The sequence below is a fragment of the Streptomyces lincolnensis genome, assembly GCF_001685355.1.
Taxonomy (GTDB): Bacteria; Actinomycetota; Actinomycetes; order Streptomycetales; family Streptomycetaceae; genus Streptomyces; species Streptomyces lincolnensis.
On record NZ_CP016438.1, the window covers coordinates 7580225 to 7599335 of the forward strand.

16 protein-coding genes are annotated in these 19111 nt (G+C 73.0%); 7 read left to right on the top strand and 9 right to left on the bottom strand.

Annotation, left to right across the window (positions count from 1 at the left end; all coding sequences use genetic code 11):
* Positions 1–152 precede the first annotated feature (152 nt).
* Both SLINC_RS33645 and SLINC_RS33650 read left to right on the top strand, forming a co-directional pair.
* Positions 153–686 (top strand): DUF4352 domain-containing protein, encoded by a 534-nt coding sequence (locus SLINC_RS33645; protein WP_159425382.1) that lies wholly within the window; start codon positions 153–155, stop codon positions 684–686.
* A gap of 101 nt (positions 687–787) precedes the next feature.
* Positions 788–1711, top strand: coding sequence for an LLM class F420-dependent oxidoreductase (locus SLINC_RS33650; RefSeq protein ID WP_067441232.1), 924 nt, complete (start codon positions 788–790; stop codon positions 1709–1711).
* 25 nt (positions 1712–1736) lie between these two features.
* Here the strand turns inward: SLINC_RS33650 and SLINC_RS46555 are convergent, their stop codons facing one another.
* From SLINC_RS46555 to SLINC_RS33665, 3 genes are all read right to left on the bottom strand, one after another.
* Positions 1737–3194, bottom strand: a complete 1458-nt coding sequence (locus tag SLINC_RS46555; RefSeq protein WP_225988296.1) for a glycosyltransferase family 2 protein — start codon at positions 3192–3194, stop codon at positions 1737–1739.
* Positions 3191–4009: a glycosyltransferase family 2 protein gene (locus SLINC_RS33660; RefSeq protein ID WP_067441233.1), complete on the bottom strand. Its 819-nt coding sequence runs from the start codon at positions 4007–4009 to the stop codon at positions 3191–3193. Before SLINC_RS33660 ends, SLINC_RS46555 begins: the two co-directional genes overlap by 4 nt.
* An 83-nt stretch (positions 4010–4092) precedes the next feature.
* Positions 4093–5208, bottom strand: a complete 1116-nt coding sequence (locus SLINC_RS33665) for a glycosyltransferase family 2 protein (protein ID WP_225988295.1) — start codon at positions 5206–5208, stop codon at positions 4093–4095.
* Between the two features lie 485 nt (positions 5209–5693).
* Between SLINC_RS33665 and SLINC_RS33670 the strand changes: the two genes are divergently transcribed.
* The 5 genes from SLINC_RS33670 to SLINC_RS33690 all read left to right on the top strand — a co-directional run bounded on the left by SLINC_RS33670 (position 5694) and on the right by SLINC_RS33690 (position 9971).
* Positions 5694–6368 carry an ATP-binding cassette domain-containing protein gene (locus SLINC_RS33670; RefSeq protein WP_067441237.1) on the top strand — a complete coding sequence of 225 codons (675 nt, stop codon included), beginning with the start codon at positions 5694–5696 and terminating at the stop codon, positions 6366–6368.
* Positions 6365–7045: a hypothetical protein gene (locus SLINC_RS33675; RefSeq protein WP_067441240.1), complete on the top strand. Its 681-nt coding sequence runs from the start codon at positions 6365–6367 to the stop codon at positions 7043–7045. The genes SLINC_RS33670 and SLINC_RS33675 overlap by 4 nt, the downstream gene beginning before the upstream one ends.
* A gap of 197 nt (positions 7046–7242) precedes the next feature.
* Complete coding sequence (locus tag SLINC_RS33680; protein WP_152038979.1) at positions 7243–8328, top strand: prenyltransferase/squalene oxidase repeat-containing protein; 1086 nt, start codon at positions 7243–7245, stop codon at positions 8326–8328.
* Positions 8329–8340: 12 nt separating this feature from the next.
* Entirely contained in the window at positions 8341–9156 is an 816-nt protein-coding gene (locus tag SLINC_RS33685) for a geranylgeranylglyceryl/heptaprenylglyceryl phosphate synthase (RefSeq protein WP_067445978.1), read from the top strand.
* Complete coding sequence (locus SLINC_RS33690) at positions 9153–9971, top strand: class 1 isoprenoid biosynthesis enzyme (RefSeq protein WP_067441250.1); 819 nt, start codon at positions 9153–9155, stop codon at positions 9969–9971. Before SLINC_RS33685 ends, SLINC_RS33690 begins: the two co-directional genes overlap by 4 nt.
* Before the next feature lie 16 nt (positions 9972–9987).
* Here SLINC_RS33690 and SLINC_RS33695 read toward each other — a convergent pair whose 3' ends face one another.
* The 6 genes from SLINC_RS33695 to asnB form a co-directional block, all read right to left on the bottom strand.
* Complete coding sequence (locus SLINC_RS33695) at positions 9988–11580, bottom strand: carbamoyltransferase C-terminal domain-containing protein (protein WP_067441252.1); 1593 nt, start codon at positions 11578–11580, stop codon at positions 9988–9990.
* Positions 11577–12848, bottom strand: a complete 1272-nt coding sequence (locus SLINC_RS33700; protein WP_067441258.1) for a glycosyltransferase family 2 protein — start codon at positions 12846–12848, stop codon at positions 11577–11579. The genes SLINC_RS33695 and SLINC_RS33700 overlap by 4 nt, the downstream gene beginning before the upstream one ends.
* A complete protein-coding gene (locus SLINC_RS33705; protein WP_067441261.1) occupies positions 12838–14352 on the bottom strand; it encodes a B12-binding domain-containing radical SAM protein in 1515 nt (504 codons plus the stop codon). The genes SLINC_RS33700 and SLINC_RS33705 overlap by 11 nt, the downstream gene beginning before the upstream one ends.
* Before the next feature lie 99 nt (positions 14353–14451).
* Positions 14452–15960 (bottom strand): asparagine synthetase B family protein, encoded by a 1509-nt coding sequence (locus tag SLINC_RS33710; protein WP_067441262.1) that lies wholly within the window; start codon positions 15958–15960, stop codon positions 14452–14454.
* Complete coding sequence (locus tag SLINC_RS33715; RefSeq protein WP_067441264.1) at positions 15957–17165, bottom strand: glycosyltransferase family protein; 1209 nt, start codon at positions 17163–17165, stop codon at positions 15957–15959. Before SLINC_RS33715 ends, SLINC_RS33710 begins: the two co-directional genes overlap by 4 nt.
* Positions 17155–19095, bottom strand: a complete 1941-nt coding sequence (gene asnB, locus SLINC_RS33720; RefSeq protein WP_237282006.1) for an asparagine synthase (glutamine-hydrolyzing) — start codon at positions 19093–19095, stop codon at positions 17155–17157. Before asnB ends, SLINC_RS33715 begins: the two co-directional genes overlap by 11 nt.
* Positions 19096–19111 lie beyond the last annotated feature (16 nt).

The window sequence follows — 19111 nt, forward strand, 5'->3', positions numbered from 1 at the left end:
CACGAGGGCCGTGCCTTAGGCTTGCTGCTCCGTGTGGCCGGGGAGGGCCACTGAGTCATGGGGGAAGTGTCATGCGTGCCTTGGTTCGCCGTGCCTGCGTGCCGGCCGTGCTGTTGTCCGCCGTTGTGCTGACGGGGTGTTCGTCGGACCCGTTGACCACGAGACCGAAGGCGGACGCCTCCGCGCCGCCTACCGCCGGGAAGGACGCGTCGTCGAAGAAGGTGTCCTCGGCCGGCCCGGTGCTGGCGGTCGGGGAGACGGGCGAGTTCGACACCGGCGAGCTGAGCGAGGACGGGGCCGCCTACCGGGTCACGTCGAAGATGTCCGTCAAGGTCGTCGGCGCCGAGTACGTGACGCCGGAGGAGATCGACGCGGGTGACGGGCCCGAGAACGGGCAGTTCGTCAAGCTGAGGCTCACGCTGAAGAACATCGGCGACGCTCCCGCGATGGTCATGACGTACGGCGTGATGGAGTGGCAGGACACCGACACGGCCGCTCAGGACGCCTCCCTGTCGGAAGGCTTCGGCGACGGGCGCGCCCTCGACGCGACCTACCGGCCGGGGCAGACCACCACGGGGTATCTCGTCCTCGACGTGGGCCGCAAGGGCGGCACGGTGAGCTACAACGGGTCGCAGGACCCGGACGCGGACGGTCCGCTGTTCTCCGTGACCCTGCCGGAGGCCTGAGGCACGTCAGCCCGCCCTCGCGGGTGCCTGAAGGTGCCTGGATGTGCCCCGGAGGGCGGGCGTGCTGCTGTTGCGCCCGGGACGACATGCATGATGGATGCATGGATCTTCGCATCTTCACCGAGCCCCAGCAGGGCGCCACCTACGACACCCTTCTCACCGTCGCCAAGGCCACCGAGGACCTGGGGTTCGACGCGTTTTTTCGCTCGGACCACTATCTGAAGATGGGCGACGGGGACGGCCTGCCCGGCCCCACCGACGCCTGGATCACCCTCGCCGGCCTCGCCCGTGAGACCAAGCGCATCCGGCTCGGCACGCTGATGACCGCGGGAACCTTCCGCCTCCCCGGTGTCCTCGCCATTCAGGTCGCGCAGGTCGACCAGATGTCCGGCGGCCGCGTCGAACTCGGCCTGGGCGCGGGCTGGTTCGAGCAGGAGCACACGGCGTACGGCATCCCGTTCCCGAAGGAGAAGATCTCCCGCCTGGAGGAGCAGCTGGCGATCGTCACCGGTCTGTGGGCGACGGAGGTCGGCGAGACCTTCGACTTCCACGGCGAGTACTACGACCTCAAGGACTCGCCCGCGCTGCCCAAGCCCGCGCAGCCGAAGATCCCCGTGCTCATCGGCGGCCAGGGCGCGACCCGCACCCCGCGGCTGGCCGCGCGGTACGCCGACGAGTTCAACATGCCGTTCGGCACGGTCGAGGACAGCGAGCGCCAGTTCGGCCGGGTCCGCGCCGCCGCCGAGGAGGCCGGCCGCGCGGCCGACGAGATCACCCTCTCCAACGCCCTCGTCGTCTGCGTCGGCAAGGACGACCGGGAGGTGGCCCGCCGCGCCGCCGCCATCGGCCGTGAGGTGCCCGAACTGAAGGCCAACGGCCTGGCCGGCACCCCGGACGAGGTCGTCGACAAGATCGGCCGGTACGCGAAGATCGGCGCCCGGCGCCTCTACCTCCAGATGCTGGACCTCTCCGACCTGGACCACCTGGAACTGATCTCGTCCCAGGTGCAGTCGCAGCTGTCGTAGGGCGGCGCGGGCGTGGCGCGGGGTGTCAGAGGTAGCGGACACCCCGTTCCGCGCTGCCGGCCAGGAAGCCGGAGAGGCGGGCGCCGTAGCGGATCCAGCGGCGGCGCAGGGTGGGGGAGCGGGCCAGGTCCGGGGTGTGCAGCAGGAGCCAGGACCAGTTCATCAGGACGGTCCGGCCGTCCCGGCGCTCGAAGCCGGCGTGGCGGTAGGCGGCGTACAGGCGGGCGCCGGACCTGCCGTAGTTCCACTTCTGCCGGGCCAGCGAGGTGAGTTCGGCGCGCAGCCGGTAGTGCATCCGGGCGTCGGGCGCGTAGCCGACGCGGTAGCCGCACAGATGGGCCCGCCAGGACAGGTCCATGTCCTCGCCGCCGCCCCGGTACTGCTCGTCCCAGCCGCCGATCGTGGTCAACACGTCTTTCCAGGCGGCGCAGTTGGCGCCGCGCGCGAAGGGCAGGAAGTCCGTCTGCCCGGTCATCGGCATCGGCTGTTCGTCGGCGTAGGCGGGGCTGAGGACGCTGCTGTCCAGGCTGCCGCCGACCAGGTCCGCGTCCCGCGCGGCGGCGGTGAGCGCGGCGAGCCAGCCGGGGTCGGCGACGTCGTCCGCGTCGCAGAACGCGATGAGGTCGCCGCGGGCGGCGGCGATCCCGCGGTTGCGTGCGTAGCCCTCGCCGGCGCGTTCGCCCGCGTCGACGATCCGCAGCCCGGGCAGGTCGGGGCGGGCCTTCTCCGCCACCTCGCGGGTCGCGTCGGTCGACCCGTTGTCGACGACGAGGACCTCCCAGTCGCCCGGGTACTCCTGAGCGGCGAGCGCACGCAACTGCGCCGGGAGGGTGAGCGCGCCGTCGCGGACGGGGATCACGACGGACACCAGGTCCGGGGCGCGCCCGCGGCGGGGGGCGGCCGGGGCGGGCACGTCCACGGCGGCGGTCAGGCGGACACTCTCCACCAGCGCCGCTCCGGCGGCACGGGCCGCGGACCCGGTGGCGGCCACGTCGTCGCTGCGACGCCGCACCAGCAGCCGCGGCACCATGACCCGTGCCGCCGTACGGCCCGTCGTGCCCAGCAGATCACGGCGTACGGCGTAGGCGGCGCCGTCGAGTCCGGGCGTCAGGGCGATGCCGTCGACGAGGTCGTCGGGGCGCAGCCGGAGCGTGCCGCAGGTCACGAGGCCCACGCCGTCGCGGACGGCTCCGGCCAGGTGGCACAGCCAGTGGGGCAGGGGTTCGTCGCGGCCGTGGAGGAAGGCGACATACGCGGTGGACAGGGCGCGCGCCGCCTCGACGCAGGCATCGGCGGCGGTGTCGAGGGTGCAGGGTACGAAGCGCAGCCGGGGGTCGGGGGAGGCGCCCGCCGGGGTCACCACGGTGACGGCCGCGGGCGGCGCGGACTGGCCGAGCAGACTGCGCACCGCCGGCTCCCAGGTGCCGTCCGGAGCGGAGACGACGACGCCGATCGCGGGGGGTTCGGTGGGTGTCACCGTCACCCGCCCACCGCGACGGGCTCCAGGCGGAAGTCGACGTCGTTGGGCGGCGCGACCAGCAGGGGGAGCAGTTCCTCACGGGTGCGGGCCTCGCGGCGACGGCGTTCCTGGGCGTTCATGGCCTCGGTGTAGGACCGGCGCTGCGCCGACCCGAACCCGGTCTCGGGCGCCTGGGTCAGGGACTGCGGCCAGATCCGGTACCGGTACAGGACGCTGCGGACGCTGCGCAGCCGGTACAGCCGGGCCGCCCGCAGATGGAAGTCGGTGTCGGCGCCCAGCCGGACGGTGCCGTCGAAGCCGCCGAGCCGCTCCAGCACCTCGCGGCGCACGACGGACGAGGGATGCAGCAGCACCGTCGAACGGCCCAGCCGCATCCACAGGTTGCCGTTGCGGGGCATCCGGCGCCGGCCGGTGCCCAGGCCCGACGCGTCGATGTACTCGTAGGCGCAGCCCACCAGATCCGCCTTGCCCCTTTCCAGCAGGGCGAGTTGATGGCGCAGCCGGCCGGGCAGGCTGATGTCGTCGGCGTCCTGGAAGGCGATGTACGGGGTGTCCGCGGTCTCCAGCACCTTGTTCTTGATGCGCAGATGACCGACGTTCTCGGAGGTCCGCAGCACGGTCAGCCGCGGGTCCCCGGCGTACGGGCGCAGGGCCGCGGTCCACGACTCGTCGGGCGAGCAGTCGTCGACCACGACGAGGCGGAGGTCGGGCCGGTCCTGGGCGAGGACCGAGCCGACCGCCTGGCCCACGTAGTCCGCGCAGTCGTAGTGGGGCAGGACGACGGTGACCGCCGCCTGAGTCTGTGCCGGTGTCCGCACGGCGTCTCCCTTCCGGGCCGCCGCTGTCGGCGACCGCCTGTGTCGGCGTGCGGACGGCCGCCGAGACAGGCGGCCGTCCCGTGTCAGCGTCCGGTGTGCGCCGCGGCGGGCCGCGCCTCGGTGGCCGGGCTGCGGAAGTCGCCCTCGTCGCCCCAGGCCACCTGCCGCAGCGGGCGGCCCGCCGCACCACGAGCGGCGAGCTGCGCGGCGACCGCGCAGAACCAGGTCAGGTGGACGGCCTTGACGGTCCAGCGCTTCAGGCCCCGTACCGTGCCGCCGCTGCCGTCCCAGGCGGCGAGCGGCCACAGGCCGTGGAACAGGGTGCCGGTGAGGTAGGTGCGGGCGGTCGCCCACGGGTAGTCGGCCGTGCAGGTGACATGGCTGTACAGGGAGCGGCGCAGCCGGCGCAGGGTGTCCGAGGTGCGGGCGACGCGGTAGAAGCTGCCGTGGGCGTCGGGCACCACTTCGAGGGCGTGCAGGGGGTCGGCCGCGTCGGGGTCGAGGAGTTCGAAGAGCACATGGCCGTCGTCGGCCAGCCGCCGCGCCGGGATGCCCCCGGCGAGCACGTCGGAGGCGACGAGCATGCAGGCCGCCGCCGGCAGGGCACCGGGTGGCACCGTGACGCCGGAGACCCGGTCCATCGTGCGGGAGGTGGCCGAGGCGCGGGGCAGGGCGACGAGGCGGGCGCCGACGGCACCGGTGCGGCCACGTTCGTGGAAGCGGTCGACGAGCCGGGCCAGGCAGCCGGGGCCGAACTCGACGTCGTCGTCGGTCCACAGCCAGCCGTCGTGACCGAGCGGACGGGACAGTTCGAGGGCCGCGTTGATCGTGCGGATCTTCCCCGGTCCGGGCAGCGCGAAGCCGACGACGGGCACGGCGGTGGACCGGGTCAGCCCGCGCAGCCGGTCGAGGGCCTCCGCCTGTTCGCCGGGGCCGTACTGCATGCCCAGCCAGACCGTCAGCGGCAGTTCGGGACGGGCCCGTCGTACGTCGTCGAGGGCGTCGAGGAGATGCCCGAGCGCGGTCTCCTGCGCGGCCCGGTCGCAGCGCGCCACATAGGTCGGCAACAGCACGCCGACTCCGCCGGAGGGCAGGGGGCCGGGGTCCTCCCGGATCTCGCCATAGCGGACCAGGGTCACCGGGGTCCGTGGCGCGGGCGGCGGATCGAAGCCGCGGGCCACCGCGCGTTGCCACGCCATGCGTTCATCTCCGGTGCCCCCGCGCATCCGTGTCCCTTCGTCGGCCGAACCCGTGCACCGCCCGTTCCGGCCCTCCGCCGGATTACCGCGGACGAAGGGGAATTCACCGTCGACGCGCCCGCCGCACAATGCGTGGAATGCGCTGATTTCGACGGGGCGTACTCTAACCGGCGTTCCGAAGTGATCACAAGACCGGTCGCCCTGTTTCTGATCTGTGGCCGAAATGCCGGTGTTCCGCTTGTATCCGTTCGGTGAATCCGCCGGGCAGGCGCACCTCAATAACGCGGCAGCCTGGCCGAATTCCGTTGCTGCTGCACACGGTTCGCCCCGGCCATGATCCGGGAAACGACCGAAAAGAGTCGGCCGGATTTTTCCACCCCGCCCGGCGGGCCGGTGTCCGGTGCGGACGGCCCGTACGGCTGTGGCAGGCTAACGGGACGGCATTCCGCGCCATTCGTCGCGGCGGCGGAAGGAAGGTGGCACGCATGAGGTATTCCGCACCTGCGGAACAGCAGTTGGGAGGGGCGTCCGGGCCGTCGGCCGGGCGTGACGTCCGGCTGCACGCACAGGGGATCGTCAAGAGCTACGGCCGCCGCCGTGTCCTGAACGGCGTCGACCTCGTCGTCCGCGCCGGCGAGGTCGCCGCGATCGTCGGCAGCAACGGGGCCGGCAAGTCCAGCATGCTCAAGATCTGCGCGGGCCTGCTCGCCCCGGACAAGGGCCGGGTGACCATCACCGGACGCCTCGGCTACTGTCCCCAGAACGCCGGTGTCATGGGATTCCTCACCCCCCGCGAGCACTTCACGCTGTTCGGCACGGGCCGGGGCATGGGTGGCCGCGAGGCCGGCCGGCGCGGGCGTGAACTCGCCTCCAAGCTCGACTGGTCCGTCGCCCGGGACACCCTCGCCAAGGACCTCTCCGGCGGCACCCGGCAGAAGCTGAACGTCGTCCTGTCCGCCCTCGGAGACCCCGACGTCCTGCTGCTCGACGAGCCCTACCAGGGCTTCGACCGGGGCTCCTACGTGGACTTCTGGCAGAACGTCTGGAACTGGCGCGACCAGGGCAAGGCGATCGTCGTCGTGACGCACATGCTCAACCAGCTCGACCAGGTGGACCAGGTCCTGGACCTCAGCCCGCGCGCCCAGGAGGCCGGCCGATGACCCGCACCCTGCGTATGGCCGAGATGACGCTGCGGGAACTGCTGCGCCGGCGCGGGGTGCTGGGTCTGCTCCTGCTCGTGCCGCTGGTGTTCTACCTGGGCCGGCACGACCAGCCGGGCCAGGCCATCCGCTTCGCCAGCCTCGGAGTCGGCTTCGCGGTGAGCACCGCGGCCCTCTTCTCGGCCGTCGGTGGCCGGGAGATCGAGTCCCGGCTGACCCTGTCCGGTTTCCGGCCCCGGCACCTGTACCTGGGCCGCACCCTCGCCCTGCTCACCGCCGGACTGCTGATCTCCGCGCTGTACGCCGTGGTCGTCGTCGTGGACCAGGACGTGGCCAACCCGCAGGCCGTCGCCCTGGAGCTGGTCCTGACCACGCTGGTCGCGGTGCCGCTCGGGCTGCTGCTGGGCCTCGCCGTGCCCCGGGACCTGGAGGGCAGCCTCCTGCTGATCTCCGTCATCGGCGCGCAGATGGTGATCGACCCGGCCAAGGACGCCGCCAAGGCCCTGCCCTTCTGGTCGACCCGGGAGATCATCACCTACGCCGTCGACGGCGCCGGCAGCGGCTCCCTCGTGTCCGGCGTCACCCATGCCGTCGTGGTGACCTCGCTGCTGGTCCTGACTAGCGGCGCCGTTCTGTCGGTGCGATTGCGGCGGCGCACGCACATGCAATTCGTGTGAATCCACCGCGCGTCTGTCCGCCCATCGGGGGCCGGGTCCGTCCCGGCCCCCGATGCTTTGCGGAACCCACCGAAGAGAAAGTGACTCTGTCTCGCCGATACGAACACGTGTAGGGTTGGGTAATCGTCCTGCCGACGCGGCGTCAGCCGGTCGGTACGGTGGCCCGGCTCGTCACCTCTCCCCAGAAAGGAGAGTTCGTGAACGGTGCACAGCGATTACCCCTCGGCGATTCCACGGAACAAGCCCTGTCGAGGGCAACGGAATTCCTCCGATCCGCGCGTGACGCGGACGGCTGGTGGAACGACTACGAAGTCCGCGGACCCGGCCAGTTCTGGGCCACCGCCTTTGTCGGGGCCTCACTCGCGGAATTGCCCGAAGGGCCCGGACGAGCGGCGGCGGTCTCCGCCTGGGAACTGCTGCAACAGGCCCGTGGCCCGTCCGACGGCTGGGGCTACTGTCCCCAGGTCCCCGGCGACGCCGACATCACCTCCTGGGTGCTGCGCCTGGCCGAGGCGCTGGACGCCTCGCGGGACGCCCGCGCCGAGGAGGGCTACCGCTTCGTGGCCGCGCACCTCCAGGACGACGGCGGCATCTCCAGCTACCTGCCGGAGATCGCCGCACCCTTCCTGGACCGGGTGGCCCCCCGCTGGGACGCCTGGTACGCGAGCCACGCCTGCGTCACCGCGGCCGCCGCCGGACTGCTCGAACTGCCCGTCCACGAACGGCTGTTGGAGCGACTCCGGGAGATCCAGCGCCCCGACGGGGCGTGGCCCGCCTACTGGTGGCCCGACCGGGAGTACCCGACCGCGCTCGCCGCGGAGGCGCTCACCGCCGGCCGGCCGGCCGACGTGCCGTCCGAGGTGCGCTCGGCCGCCCGCTGGGCCGCGGCCAGGATCGGCGCCGACGGTGCGGTACGCACCGAGTGGGAGCCGGAGGGCTCGGCCTTCGCCACCGCCTTCGCCCTGCGCGCCGTCCTGGCGGGGGCGCCCGAGGACCGTGACACCGTCCGCCGGGCGGTGTCGTACCTGCTCGACTCCCAGGAGAAGGACGGCGGTTGGCGGCCCTCGGCCTGGTGCCGGGTGCCCGGCCCCATGGAGCGGGACCCCGACGCACGCGAGCACTGGGAGCGCGGACGTCGCGGAAAGGCCGCGCTGGGCTCCGTCGTCCTGGACACCAGGGCGCTCTACACCACGGCGTCGGTCGTCGCCGCCCTCGCCAGGGCGAACGCCGCGGCGGTGGCCCCGGCGGCCGGGGTCACGACCGGACAACAAGCCGGACAATAAGGGGGAATGCCGGTGAACACCTCACCGCAGCTCGTCCAGCGCACGCAAGTCCCGGCCGGACCATCGCTGTTGGGCCAGGGCGACGTCCTCGCGCGGCTGCGGGACCACGAACGGGGGCCCATCCACATCATCGACCCGTTCAAGGTGCCGCAGGCCGAGGCCGTGGAGAAGGCCAAGCTCCTCGACACGCTCGGCTATCCCGCCGTGATCCTCGCCAGCACCGACTACGAGTCCTTCGAGGCCCGGATGGAGCCGTACGTGGCGGCGATCAAGGAGGCCACCTCGCTGCCGGTGCTGCTGCACTTCCCACCGCGCAAGGGGCTCGGCTTCCCCCTGGCCCGCGGCGCCGACGCCGTGCTGCTGCCGGCGCTGCTCGGCTCGCGCGACGACTACTACGTGTGGAAGAGCTATCTGGAGACCCTGGTCAACCTGCCCGGCCGGGTCGACCGCGAGGACTGGCCCGAGCTCCTGCTCGCCGCCGCCCTCACCTTCGGCGAGGACCACAAGACCGGAGACCTGCTGGGCACCGTGCCGGTCGCCACCGTCGGCACCGAGCAGATGGACCGGTACATCGCGGTCACCCGCTCCTTCGGCTTCCACATGGTGTACCTGTACTCCCGCTACACCCAGGTCCCCGTCGAGGTCGTCCGGCACTTCCGCCGCCGGCTGGATCCCGACCAGATCGTGTTCGTCAGCGGCAACGTCCGCCGCCGGGAGCACGTCACCGCCTATCTGGAGGCGGGCGCCGACTACGTGGGCTTCGCCGGGGCGCTGGAGCACGCCGACTGGCGTACGACGCTCACCGAGATCAGCGCGGACCGGCCGTGACCGCGGCACTGCCCGCGGACTACACCGCGGCCATGCTGGCCACCGAGTCCGACAACCGCGACCACGTCACGGAGTTCGTCGCCCGCAACGGCGGCTCGCCCGACCTCGTCGCCCACACCGCCGCGTTGCGCCTGTACCTGCGGGTGCCGCACTTCCTCACCGAGTGGATCACGGACCCGCACACGCGGGCGGCGGTGGCCCGCGCGCTGGCGCTGGACATCGTGGCGATGAAGCTGCTCGACGACCTCATGGACGACGACACCGGGCTCAACCGCATCGAACTCGCCTGTCTGTGCCTGCATCTGCATCTGACGGCCCTGAAGGAGATGTGCGAACTCGCCGCGGACGCACGGTCGGTGACCGACCTGCTGGAGACCGACTTCACCGCGGTCTGCACCGGCCAGATCCGCACCAAGAGCCACCGGGCACGCGACCTCGACGAGTGGTGCGCCAACGCCAGCACCTACGGCGCCACCTTCCTCGGCTGCTACGGCTCGCTCGCCGCGCTGTGCGGCCGCGAGGAGAAGTCCGTGGCCCCCGCGCGGCGGTTCGCCGAGGCGTTCGGCACGATCATCACCATCGCCGACGACCTCACCGACTACGAGCGCCATGGCGAGCGCGAGGGCAACCTCGGCCATCTGATGCGCACCGGGGCCGTCCCCGCCGCGGACGTCGAGGCGTTGCTGGAGCGGCTGCGGGCGCAGGCGCTCGACGCGGTGCGGGAGCAGCCGGCCTCCCGGGGACTGGTCCCCGTCGTCGGCCTCTACACCGACGACGTGCTGGACCGGCTGCTGCCGCTGCACCTGGTGCACTGAACCGCCGGCCGACGGCCTATCGGGGCTCGCCCCGGTAGGCCATCACGTCGTCGAAGACGAACAGGTCGACGTCGCCGTCCGCGAAGTCGTCCAGGACGTGCCGGGCGGTGTGCGCGATGGCCTGGCCGGGCCCGTTGAGCGAGGTGTTGATCAGCGCCGGGACCCCGGTCAGCGTCTCGAACGACCCGAGCAGCCCGTGCAGCCGCGGCTGGTCCGCCCCCAGCGTCTGGATCCGGCAGGTGCCGTTCACGTGCCGGGCCTCCGGAGCGGTCCCCTCCGGCAGTTCGTACTCGAAGAGCATGTACGGCGAGGGCCGCCCGCCCGGGTACAGCTCGGCGAACCGCTCGTCCCGCATCACCGCGCCCAGCGGGCGGTACCACTCGCGCTGCTTGAGCTTCTCGCTCATCCGCTTGCGCATGCCGGACACGGCCGGGCTGCCCAGCAGCGAGCGGTGCCCGAGCGCCCGCGGCCCGAGTTCGGCCGCCCCCTCGGTCAGGGCCACCACTCCGCCGTCCGCGAGCAGTCGGGCGACCGCTGAGGCGTCGTAGGGAACGGCCTTGAGGCCCGCCGTGTCCAGGGTGGCCAGGACGTCCGCGGGGGCCTCGCCGACTCCGTTGCCGTAGACGCTGAGGGGCTCGGGCCGCTGTCCCAGCACATAGGTGAGGGCGTAGATGCCCGCGCCCGCGAGATGGCCCGCGTCGCCGCAGGCCGGGGGGATGGCGATGTCGCGGCCGAAGCTCTCGCGCAGCGCCGAGTTGGCGACGATGTTCAGCGCGCAGCCGCCGCCGAGGGCGATCGGGCCGACGCCCGTGGCGGTGCGGGTGACATGCCGGTCCAGGACGGCGTGCACGGTCTCGGTGAACAGCTCCTGGAAGGTGGCGACGACATGGGCCGCCGTCTCGAACTCCGGGTTGAACTCCGGGCGTCCGGCGAGTTCGGCCCGCACCCGCTCGGCCAGCTCCAGGTCGTGCATCACCCGGGGGTCCACCGCGAGCAGCTGCTCACGGACGCGCGGGTCCGGCTGCCCGTAGCCGCCGAGGGCCATCACCTTGCCGGCGACACTGGGGCTCTTGCCGAAGCCCAGCAGATGACCGATCGCGGTCCAGCCGAAGCCGTTGCCGTACCAGGGCAGCGGGTCCTTGGCCACCCACTCCAGACGGCCGTCGTCGACCCGGAACAGGGAGCTGCGGGTGAGCTGTCCGCGGCCCTCGTTGACCAGGACGAGCGTGCCGTCCTCGTGCCCGGCGTAGTGGGCCGCCAGGGCGGCGTGGGAGACCTCGTGCGTGACGACCACGCAGTCCACGCTGCGGCCCAGCAGCTCGCAGGTGGTCCGGTGGTGCGGCGCGCCGCCGTCGATCCGCTCCATGGCCCGGTCCAGGTCCGGGATCCGCAGCAGCGCGCTGCGGACCGGGGTGCTGACCGCCACCAGGTCGATGCCGTCGACGTCCACGCACTCCTGGGACAGCACGTGCTCCAGGGCGAGGTCGGAGCGGTGGTCGTGCTTGACGCGGGTGAGCCGTTCGGTCTCGACGGCGAAGACCAGCCGGCCGTCCTCGAAGTAGCCGACACCGGTGTCGTGGCCGGCGGAGTGGAGAGACAGAACCTTCATCGGCGCTCCTGGTCAGCAGGGGTGAAGGGGGCGAGGGCCGAGTACGGGGCCCACTCGACGCGGTACAGCGGCCGGCCGGTCAGCCCGCGCAGGAACAGCTCCGTGCCGATCCCCGCGAACCAGGCGAAGTAGAGCCACTTGATGGCCGCCTTCTGGACCCCGCGCCGGCGCCCGTCCGCGGCGTCGAAACCGGTCAGCGGCCACATGCCGGAGAACAGCAGATGCCGGAAGTAGTGGCGGACCACCGGCAGCGGCCAGTCGGCGAGGTCGACGAGATGGTTCAGCAGCAGCCGGCGGATACGGCGGCGGGTCTCGCCCGCGGGTCCGGCCACGTGGTAGTGGCACAGCGCGTCCGGGACGAGGCGCAGCCGGCCCAGTGGATCGGGCGCCTCGGGGTCCAGCAGCCGGAAGCAGACGTAGCCGTCGTCCGAGATGTACCGGCCGGGCATCCCGCCGGACAGCACGTCGGTGGCCACCAGGATGCAGCAGCCGTGCGGATAGGCGGTCGCGGGCGCCGCGATCTCCTTGGCCCTGGCCAGCAGTCGCGAGGTGGCGAACGCCTTGGTGTGCGGGACCTTCGTCGCGCCCACCGCGCCCCGGCAGCCACCCGCCAGGAAGTCCCGGGCCAGCGCCGCCAGGCAGCCCGGTTCCAGGACCACGTCGTCGTCGACCCAGCCGACCCCGACACAGCCCAGCAGTTCGGCCACCTCGACGGCCGCGTTGAGCGTGCGGGGCTTGCCCGGCCCCGGCAGGGACAGCCCGCAGACGGCCAGGCGGGGCAGCCGGACGCGGACCCGGCCCAGCAGCGCCCGCAGCCGTCGTACGGACTCGTCCTCCTCCTCGGGCGAGGACCACTGCATGCCGACGAACAGCACGACGGGCGCGTCCGGTTGGGCCTCGGTCAGCCCGGCCACCTGCTCCAGCAGGGCGTCGAGCCGCTTCTCCTGGTCGCCCAGGGGGCCGCGGGAGACGTAGGTCGGGGCGATCAGGGCGAGGGCGGGACGGACGTCGGCGCGCAGGGCGTCGGCGGCGGCCCGGGCATGGCCCGGCAGGGGCGCCTCGCCGGACGGGCCGTCGGGCAGGACGTGGCGCACCGGCACCGACCAGGACGCCGGCGGGCGGAAGCCGCGGGCCATGACCGTGCGGATCAGATGGGTCGGGAGCGGCTCGCCCGACCGCTTGCGGCCGAAGGGCGGGAGCGGTTCGTTGAGCCGGACGGGAGGGCCCGGCCGCACCGGGGCGGCCGGGCGCGCGATCTCAGAAGTCACGGTCGGTGTTGGAGGTCGACCTGGCCAGGCTGCGCAGACCGTCCAGCGTGTTGCGCCACTGGCCGGTCGTGGCCATGTGGGTCACCAGCGGCTTCGCCATCTCGCGGCGCAGGAAGAACGCGCGGTAGGCGGCCTGGGCGCGGCGCTGGGCATCGGGCACCAGATAGCCGATCCGCGCGTCGAACTCGCCCCGCACGAACCGGTCCCAGTAGTCGGCGGGTATCTGCCCGGCGGCCACCGACTCGGTGTGCAGCGGGGTGCCCGGCAGCGGGGTCGCGGTGTAGAAGCTCGCGTAGTCCAGCGGGATGCGGCAGGCGAGGTCGACGGTGGCGCGGTACTGCTCGCGGGTCTCGCCGAGCCAGCCGACGATGAAGTAGCCGAACCCCTTGATGCCCGCCTCGTGCGCGGAGGTGACGGCCCGTTCGATCTTCTCGATGTCGCTCTCCTTGCGCATCCGTTTGAGGATCTCCGGATCGCCGTGCTCGATGCCGAACCGCAGCCGCACGCAGCCGGCGCCGGCCATCGCCTTCAGCAGCGGCTCCGGCACCAGGTCCACCCGGGTGGGCGCCTCCCAGCGCACCTTCAGGCCCTGTTCGCCGATGAGCGCGCAGATCTCCCGGACCCGGCCGCGGTGCAGGGTGAAGACATCGTCGTAGAACATGATCTCCTTCACCCCGAACCGTTTCTTCAGTTCCGTCATCTCACCGACGACGTCCTCGGGGCTGCGGTACATCGACTTCTTGTCGACGGCCTGCTTGAAGCAGAAGCTGCATTTGAAGGGGCAGCCGCGGCTGGAGATCATCGTGGCGAACGGCCGCGGGGCCATGATCGAGTAGTAGCTGTTCATCGGCAGGCCGTCCCGGGAGGGCCAGCCGACCTCCTCCAGGTTCACCATCGGGGCGGCCCCGCCGTCGTGCTCGCGGGTCACCAGTCCCCGGATGCCCTCGGGTTTCTCGCCCTGCTCCAGCGCCTCGGCCAGCTCCGGCATGATCGTGATGCCCTCGCCGACCCCGACGTAGTCGATGCACTCGTGGAAGAGGTTCTCGTGTGCGTAGACCTCGGCGTGCGGTCCGCCGAGGATGACCTTGGCGCCGGTGCTCTTGGCCGCCTGGCAGGCCTCGACCGCGCCGGGCAGACCGGGCGTGGTGGTGCTGACGCCCACCAGGTCGGGGGCGAAGTCGGCGAGGAGCTTGCGCAGGCCCTCGCTGTCGAGCCCGAGGGCGGGGGTGTCGACCTGGATGACGTTGTGGAAACCGGCCGACTTCAGCGCGGTGTGGATGTAGCCGAGCCCGAGGTGCGGCAGTACGCCGGCCCGCTTCTGGATCTGGGTGATCTGGCGGGTGTTGAGGCACAGGTCGTGGTGGCGGACCAGGGCGATGCGCAGGTTCCGCTTGCGCCAGCGCGGCAGCCGTGGGCGGTCCGCTGCCGGGGCGACGGCCGTCGAGCAGCCACCCGACGCGGCCCCCTCCGCACCGGTACTGATGACGGGCAGTGTCTTCCGCATGATGTCCCCTCCTTCTGGGGTCGTGCGGGTGGTGGTGGTCGTGCCGGTGGTGGCGCTGTACGGGTGGTGGTCGTCGGGTGGTGCCGTTGTCGCGCGGTCTCAGGCGGCTCTGCCGGCCGCGAGGGACTCCAGTTGGAGCAGGTAGAGGGCGAGCGGCTGGAGCCGGCTGACGCGTTGCGGTGCGCCCGGGCCGCGGCCGGCGGCCAGGAGCCGTGGCAGGGTCCGGTCGGGGCCGCGCCACCACGCGCGCTCGGCGAACGTCGCCTCGGCCAGCAGCCGCAGCAGATACGCCAGCCGGTGCCCGACCAGCGCGGCGCCGTGGCGCTGCGGTACGGCCGAGGCGAAGCCCAGCGCGGCGTGCTCCGGGAAGGCCCGGTGCAGCGCCTGGTCGTGGAAGGTGCCGTCGATCAGGAACCGCCGCGGCACCGAGGCGAGATGGTCGACGAGGGCGTGGTCGAGGTAGGGGGTGTGGATCACCGCGCGGCCGTCGCCGAGCGCGAAGGGGGCCAGAGCGATGGACCGCCGGGTGCGGTTGTGGAAGAAGAACGAGCCGAGCGGGAGCGGGGCCTCGGCGTGCCGGGCCAGTTCGCGCACCAGCCGGTCGCGGGCGCGTTCCCGGCTCCACAGGCCGCGGGTCCGTGGACCGAGGAGGTGCTCGACGTGTGCTCCGGTGCGGCCGGCGGCCAGCAGCCGGTCGGCGAGGGAGGGCAGGTCTGTCACGTCGTACGGGTTCGCGCGGATCAGTCCGATGCTCGGGTTCTGGGCCAGCTCGCCGCCGCCGAGCCCGTCGTACCACAGGCCGCCGCGGCGGCGCAGGAAGGCCAGCAGGGGCAGGATCCAGGCGCCGTCCAACGTGCCCATGCCCTGGGCCGCGTTGGCGAAGCGCTCCGCCCGCAGCTGCGAGCGCGGCGGGGCCACGATGCGGTGCGGCACACCGACGCGTGCGGCGAGCACGGCGGCCACCCGGGCGTCGGCCCCCGGGTCCGGCGGGAACTTCGCGCCGCTGACGCAGAGCCGCGGCGGGGCCCCCTGGCGGCACAGCTCCAGCAGGATGTGCCGGGAGTCCCGGCCGCCGCTCAGCGGAAGGTCGTACGGCTGCTCGGGCAGTCGGCGGGCCACGGCGGCGCGGAAGAGGTCGACGAAGCCGTCGACGGCCTGCTCCCTGGTGAGGTCGGCCGGGCGCGGTACGGGGGATGCCGCGGAGCTGAGGTTCAACGCGCCGCGGGTCCAGGTCAGGGTGGCGGCGGGAGGCAGCGCGCGGATCTCCGCGAAGGCGGTGTCCTCGCCCAGGAAGAAGCCCAGCCGCAGGAAGACGGCGAGCGCGTCGTGGTCGAGGTCGGCGCGCTCGCCGGGTGCCAGCAGGGCGAGCGGGTCGGGGGAGAGGGCCAGCGAGCCGGCGCCGGCGCGGTAGTACAGCGGGTGCATGCCGTACCGGTCGTTGCGGGCCAGCAGGCGGTCGCCGTCCCACTCCCAGGCGGCGAAGATCCCCTCGGACGGCGGGCCGTCGGCCAGCGGGTCGCCCCCGAGGGCATGGCCGAGCCGCGCCTCCTTGTCGCCCTCGGCACGGACCCCGTCGGGCGTGGCGAGGAGCCGGACGCGGGGCTTCACCGGGAATCCAGCAGAGGGCGCACGGCGTCCCCGATCCGGCGGGCCACGGCCTCCTGGTCGAGCACGGACTCGGCGAAGCCGATCGCGGCCTTCTTGTGCACCTCGATCGCCGAGGGCCGGGCCAGCCAGTCGTCGACGGTGCGGAAGAGGTCCTCGGGCGCGGCGCAGGCCCGGCCCAGGTTGTGCTCGTGGATCAGCCCCGGCACCCACTGTTCCATCGGCAGGCCCGACTCCAGCATCAGCACGGGAATCCCGAAGTAGGCCGCCTCCAACGTGGTGTTGGGCCCGGCCTTGGAGACGAGCAGCCCGTACGGCGAGCGGGAGGCGCGGTCGATGTAGTCGAAGTACTGGGCCTGGGTGAGCCGGCTGTGGAACCGCCAGTGCGCGAGCCGCTCGGCGCCGGCGGCGGCGCGCCGGGCCAGTTCGGGGTCGTCGTAGCCGACGAACACCAGGTCGGTGTCCGGGTGGCGGGCGGCGATGTGGTGGACCAGCTCCAGATAGACGTCGCCGCCCCGGTTGCAGAACACGATCAGGCGGGGGCGGCCGGAGTCGGTGTCCCCGCCCCAGGGCCCGGCCGCCGGGGCGGCGGACTCGTCGGTCATGAAGTCGCGCAGGTCGTGCTGGGCGACGAGTGGGCCCACCACGCGCACCCGGTCCGGGTCGGCGCCGATGCCCACCAGCCGCTCCTTGGCCGCGGCGAACCCCACCAGCGTCAGGTCGGGATGCGGGCTGCGGTGCAGCGGCAGCTGGAGCAGCCCCGGGTTGGTGACATGGCTGACCACCCGGGTGGACAGTCCCGCGAGGCGTACGGCGGCCACGCACAGCCGTGCCACGAAGCCCTTGGTACCGACCACCACGTCCGGCGCGGCCTCGCGCAAGTGGGCGACGAGCGGGGCGAGTTCGGCGGTCTGGGTGGGCGTGGGGTCGGTCTCGAAGCCGGTGGGGAAACGTTCCTGGAGACGGGCCATCAGGCCCATGTACCGCTCGGTGCGGACGGCCGCGGTCGGGCTCTCCAAGGAGATCGTGCGGATCTCGGCCCCCGCCTCGCCGAGCCAGGGCAGGATCGGCTCGGCCTCCAGCAGGGCCACGTCCGCGTCGACGGCGCCGCGCAGCACCCGGGAGAACCGGGTGGCGGCGAGATAGTTGCCGAACTCCCCCCAGGTCCGGGGGGAGAGCACCTGGATGCGGGGCAGGTCAGGGCGCACGGTGGGGCTCCTCGGTCAGGTCGAGGCAGTCGGGGGACGGGGAGTGCACGGGCAGCGCCTGCGACCACAGCTGGTAGGTCAGCAGCGCCCACAGCTTGCGTGAGGTGTCGCGCCGGCCGCTGAGATGGTCGTCGGCCAGCACCCGCACGGCACCGGCGTCGAACAGCCCGCCCCGGTCCAGCGCGGACGCCGAGAGCGTGTCCAGCAGCAGCGGCCGCAGCTCTTCGCGGAGCAGGGCCGCCAGCGGGGCGCGGAAGCCGAGCTTGGTGCGCCGCACGATGTCCCCGGGCAGCCAGTCGGCGGCCACCCGGCGCAGCAGGTACTTGCCGGTGAAGCGGCGCAGCTTCAGCGAGACGGGCAGCGCGTTGCCGTACTCGACCAGGTCCAGGTCGAGGAAGGGCGAGCGCAGTTCGAGGGCGCTGCGCATCCCGCCGCGGTCGGTCTTGGTGAGGATCACGTCCCGCAGGAAGTGGGCCACGACGGCGAGCTGGCTGCGCTGGACGCCGGTCAGGTGCGGCTGGCCGTCCAGGAGCCGGGAGACCTCGGCGAAGGGGTCGTGCCCGGCCAGGGCCGCGCGGGCCTCCGGCCGCAGCAGACCCGGCAGTTCGGCCGGGCCGAAAGGAGCCGTCGACAGATAGAACCGGTGCTCGGGCGCGGCCCGCAGCCCACGGGCCAGCAGCCCGAGGGCAGCGGCGGCGGGCAGGTTCCCGGAGCGCGCGGGCAGCCGGCGCACCAGGGTCCGCACCAGCGCCTCCAGCCGGGGCGCCGGCATCAGCCGCAGCAGGATCTCGATCGCCCGCTCGGCCTGGAAGTACCGGTAGCCCAGCAGGAGTTCGTCGGCGCCGTCCCCGGTGAGCACTCCGCGCACATGCGAGCGCGCCGCCCGGCAGACGATCCGGGTGGGCAGCAGGGAGGGGTCGGCGAGCGGTTCGTCGGCACGGGCGTACTCGGACTCCACCACCTCGGCGAGATCACGGCCGCCGATGCGGACCACGTGGTGCTCGGTGCCCAGATGCCGGGCGACCGCGCGGGCATGCGCGCTCTCGTCGAAGTCGTGCGCCTCGAAGCCCGCGCTGAACGTCGGCACGGGCCGGTGCGGGGAGAGCTGCTGGGCGACGGCGGCCACCGCGCTGGAGTCGAGCCCGCCGCTCAGCAGCACGCCGAGCCGGCGGTCGGTGCTGGTGACCCGGCGGGCGACCGCGGCCCGGAACAGCTCCTCGAAGCGCGCGGCGGCCTCCCGCCGGCCCGGCGGCCGCCCCTCGGCGGTCAGTCTCGGCCGCCAGTACTCCACTTCGCGCAGCCGGCCCCCGGAGTACTCCAGACAGCTGCCGGGGCGGACCTTGCGCACATCGGCCACGGCGGAGTCGGGCGCGCAGAACGCCTGGAGCGTCAGATAGCCGGCCAGCGCGCGCACGTCCGGGGTGGCGCGGACGTCGGGATGGCGCAGCAGCGCGGTGAGTTCGGAGGCGAAGGCGATCCCGCCGGGGACGCGGGCGTAGTAGAGCGGCTTCTTGCCCATCGGGTCGCGCACCAGCACGGTCGTCGCGGTGCGCGCGTCGTGCAGCACGAAGGCGTACATGCCGCGTACCCGCTCCAGCACCTTCATGCCGTGCCGCTCGTACAGCTCGACCAGCACCTCGGTGTCGCTGGCCGTGCGCAACCGGGCGCCCGTGGCGCGCAGTTCGCGGCGCAGCTCCTCGTGGTTGTAGATCTCGCCGTTGAGGACGAGCGCCGTGGCACCGCTCGCGGAGACGAACGGCTGGCGCCCCCCGTCCGGGTCGACGAAGGTCAGGGCGCAGTGCGCGAAGGTCATGCCCCGGTGGTGGCACCAGCTGCTGCCGTCGGGACCGCGGTGCGCCACCGCGGCCAGCATCCGCTCGGCCGTGGCACGGGAGGCGTCCGAGCCCGCGCCGGTGTCGCTGAATCCCACGAAGCCGCACATCCGG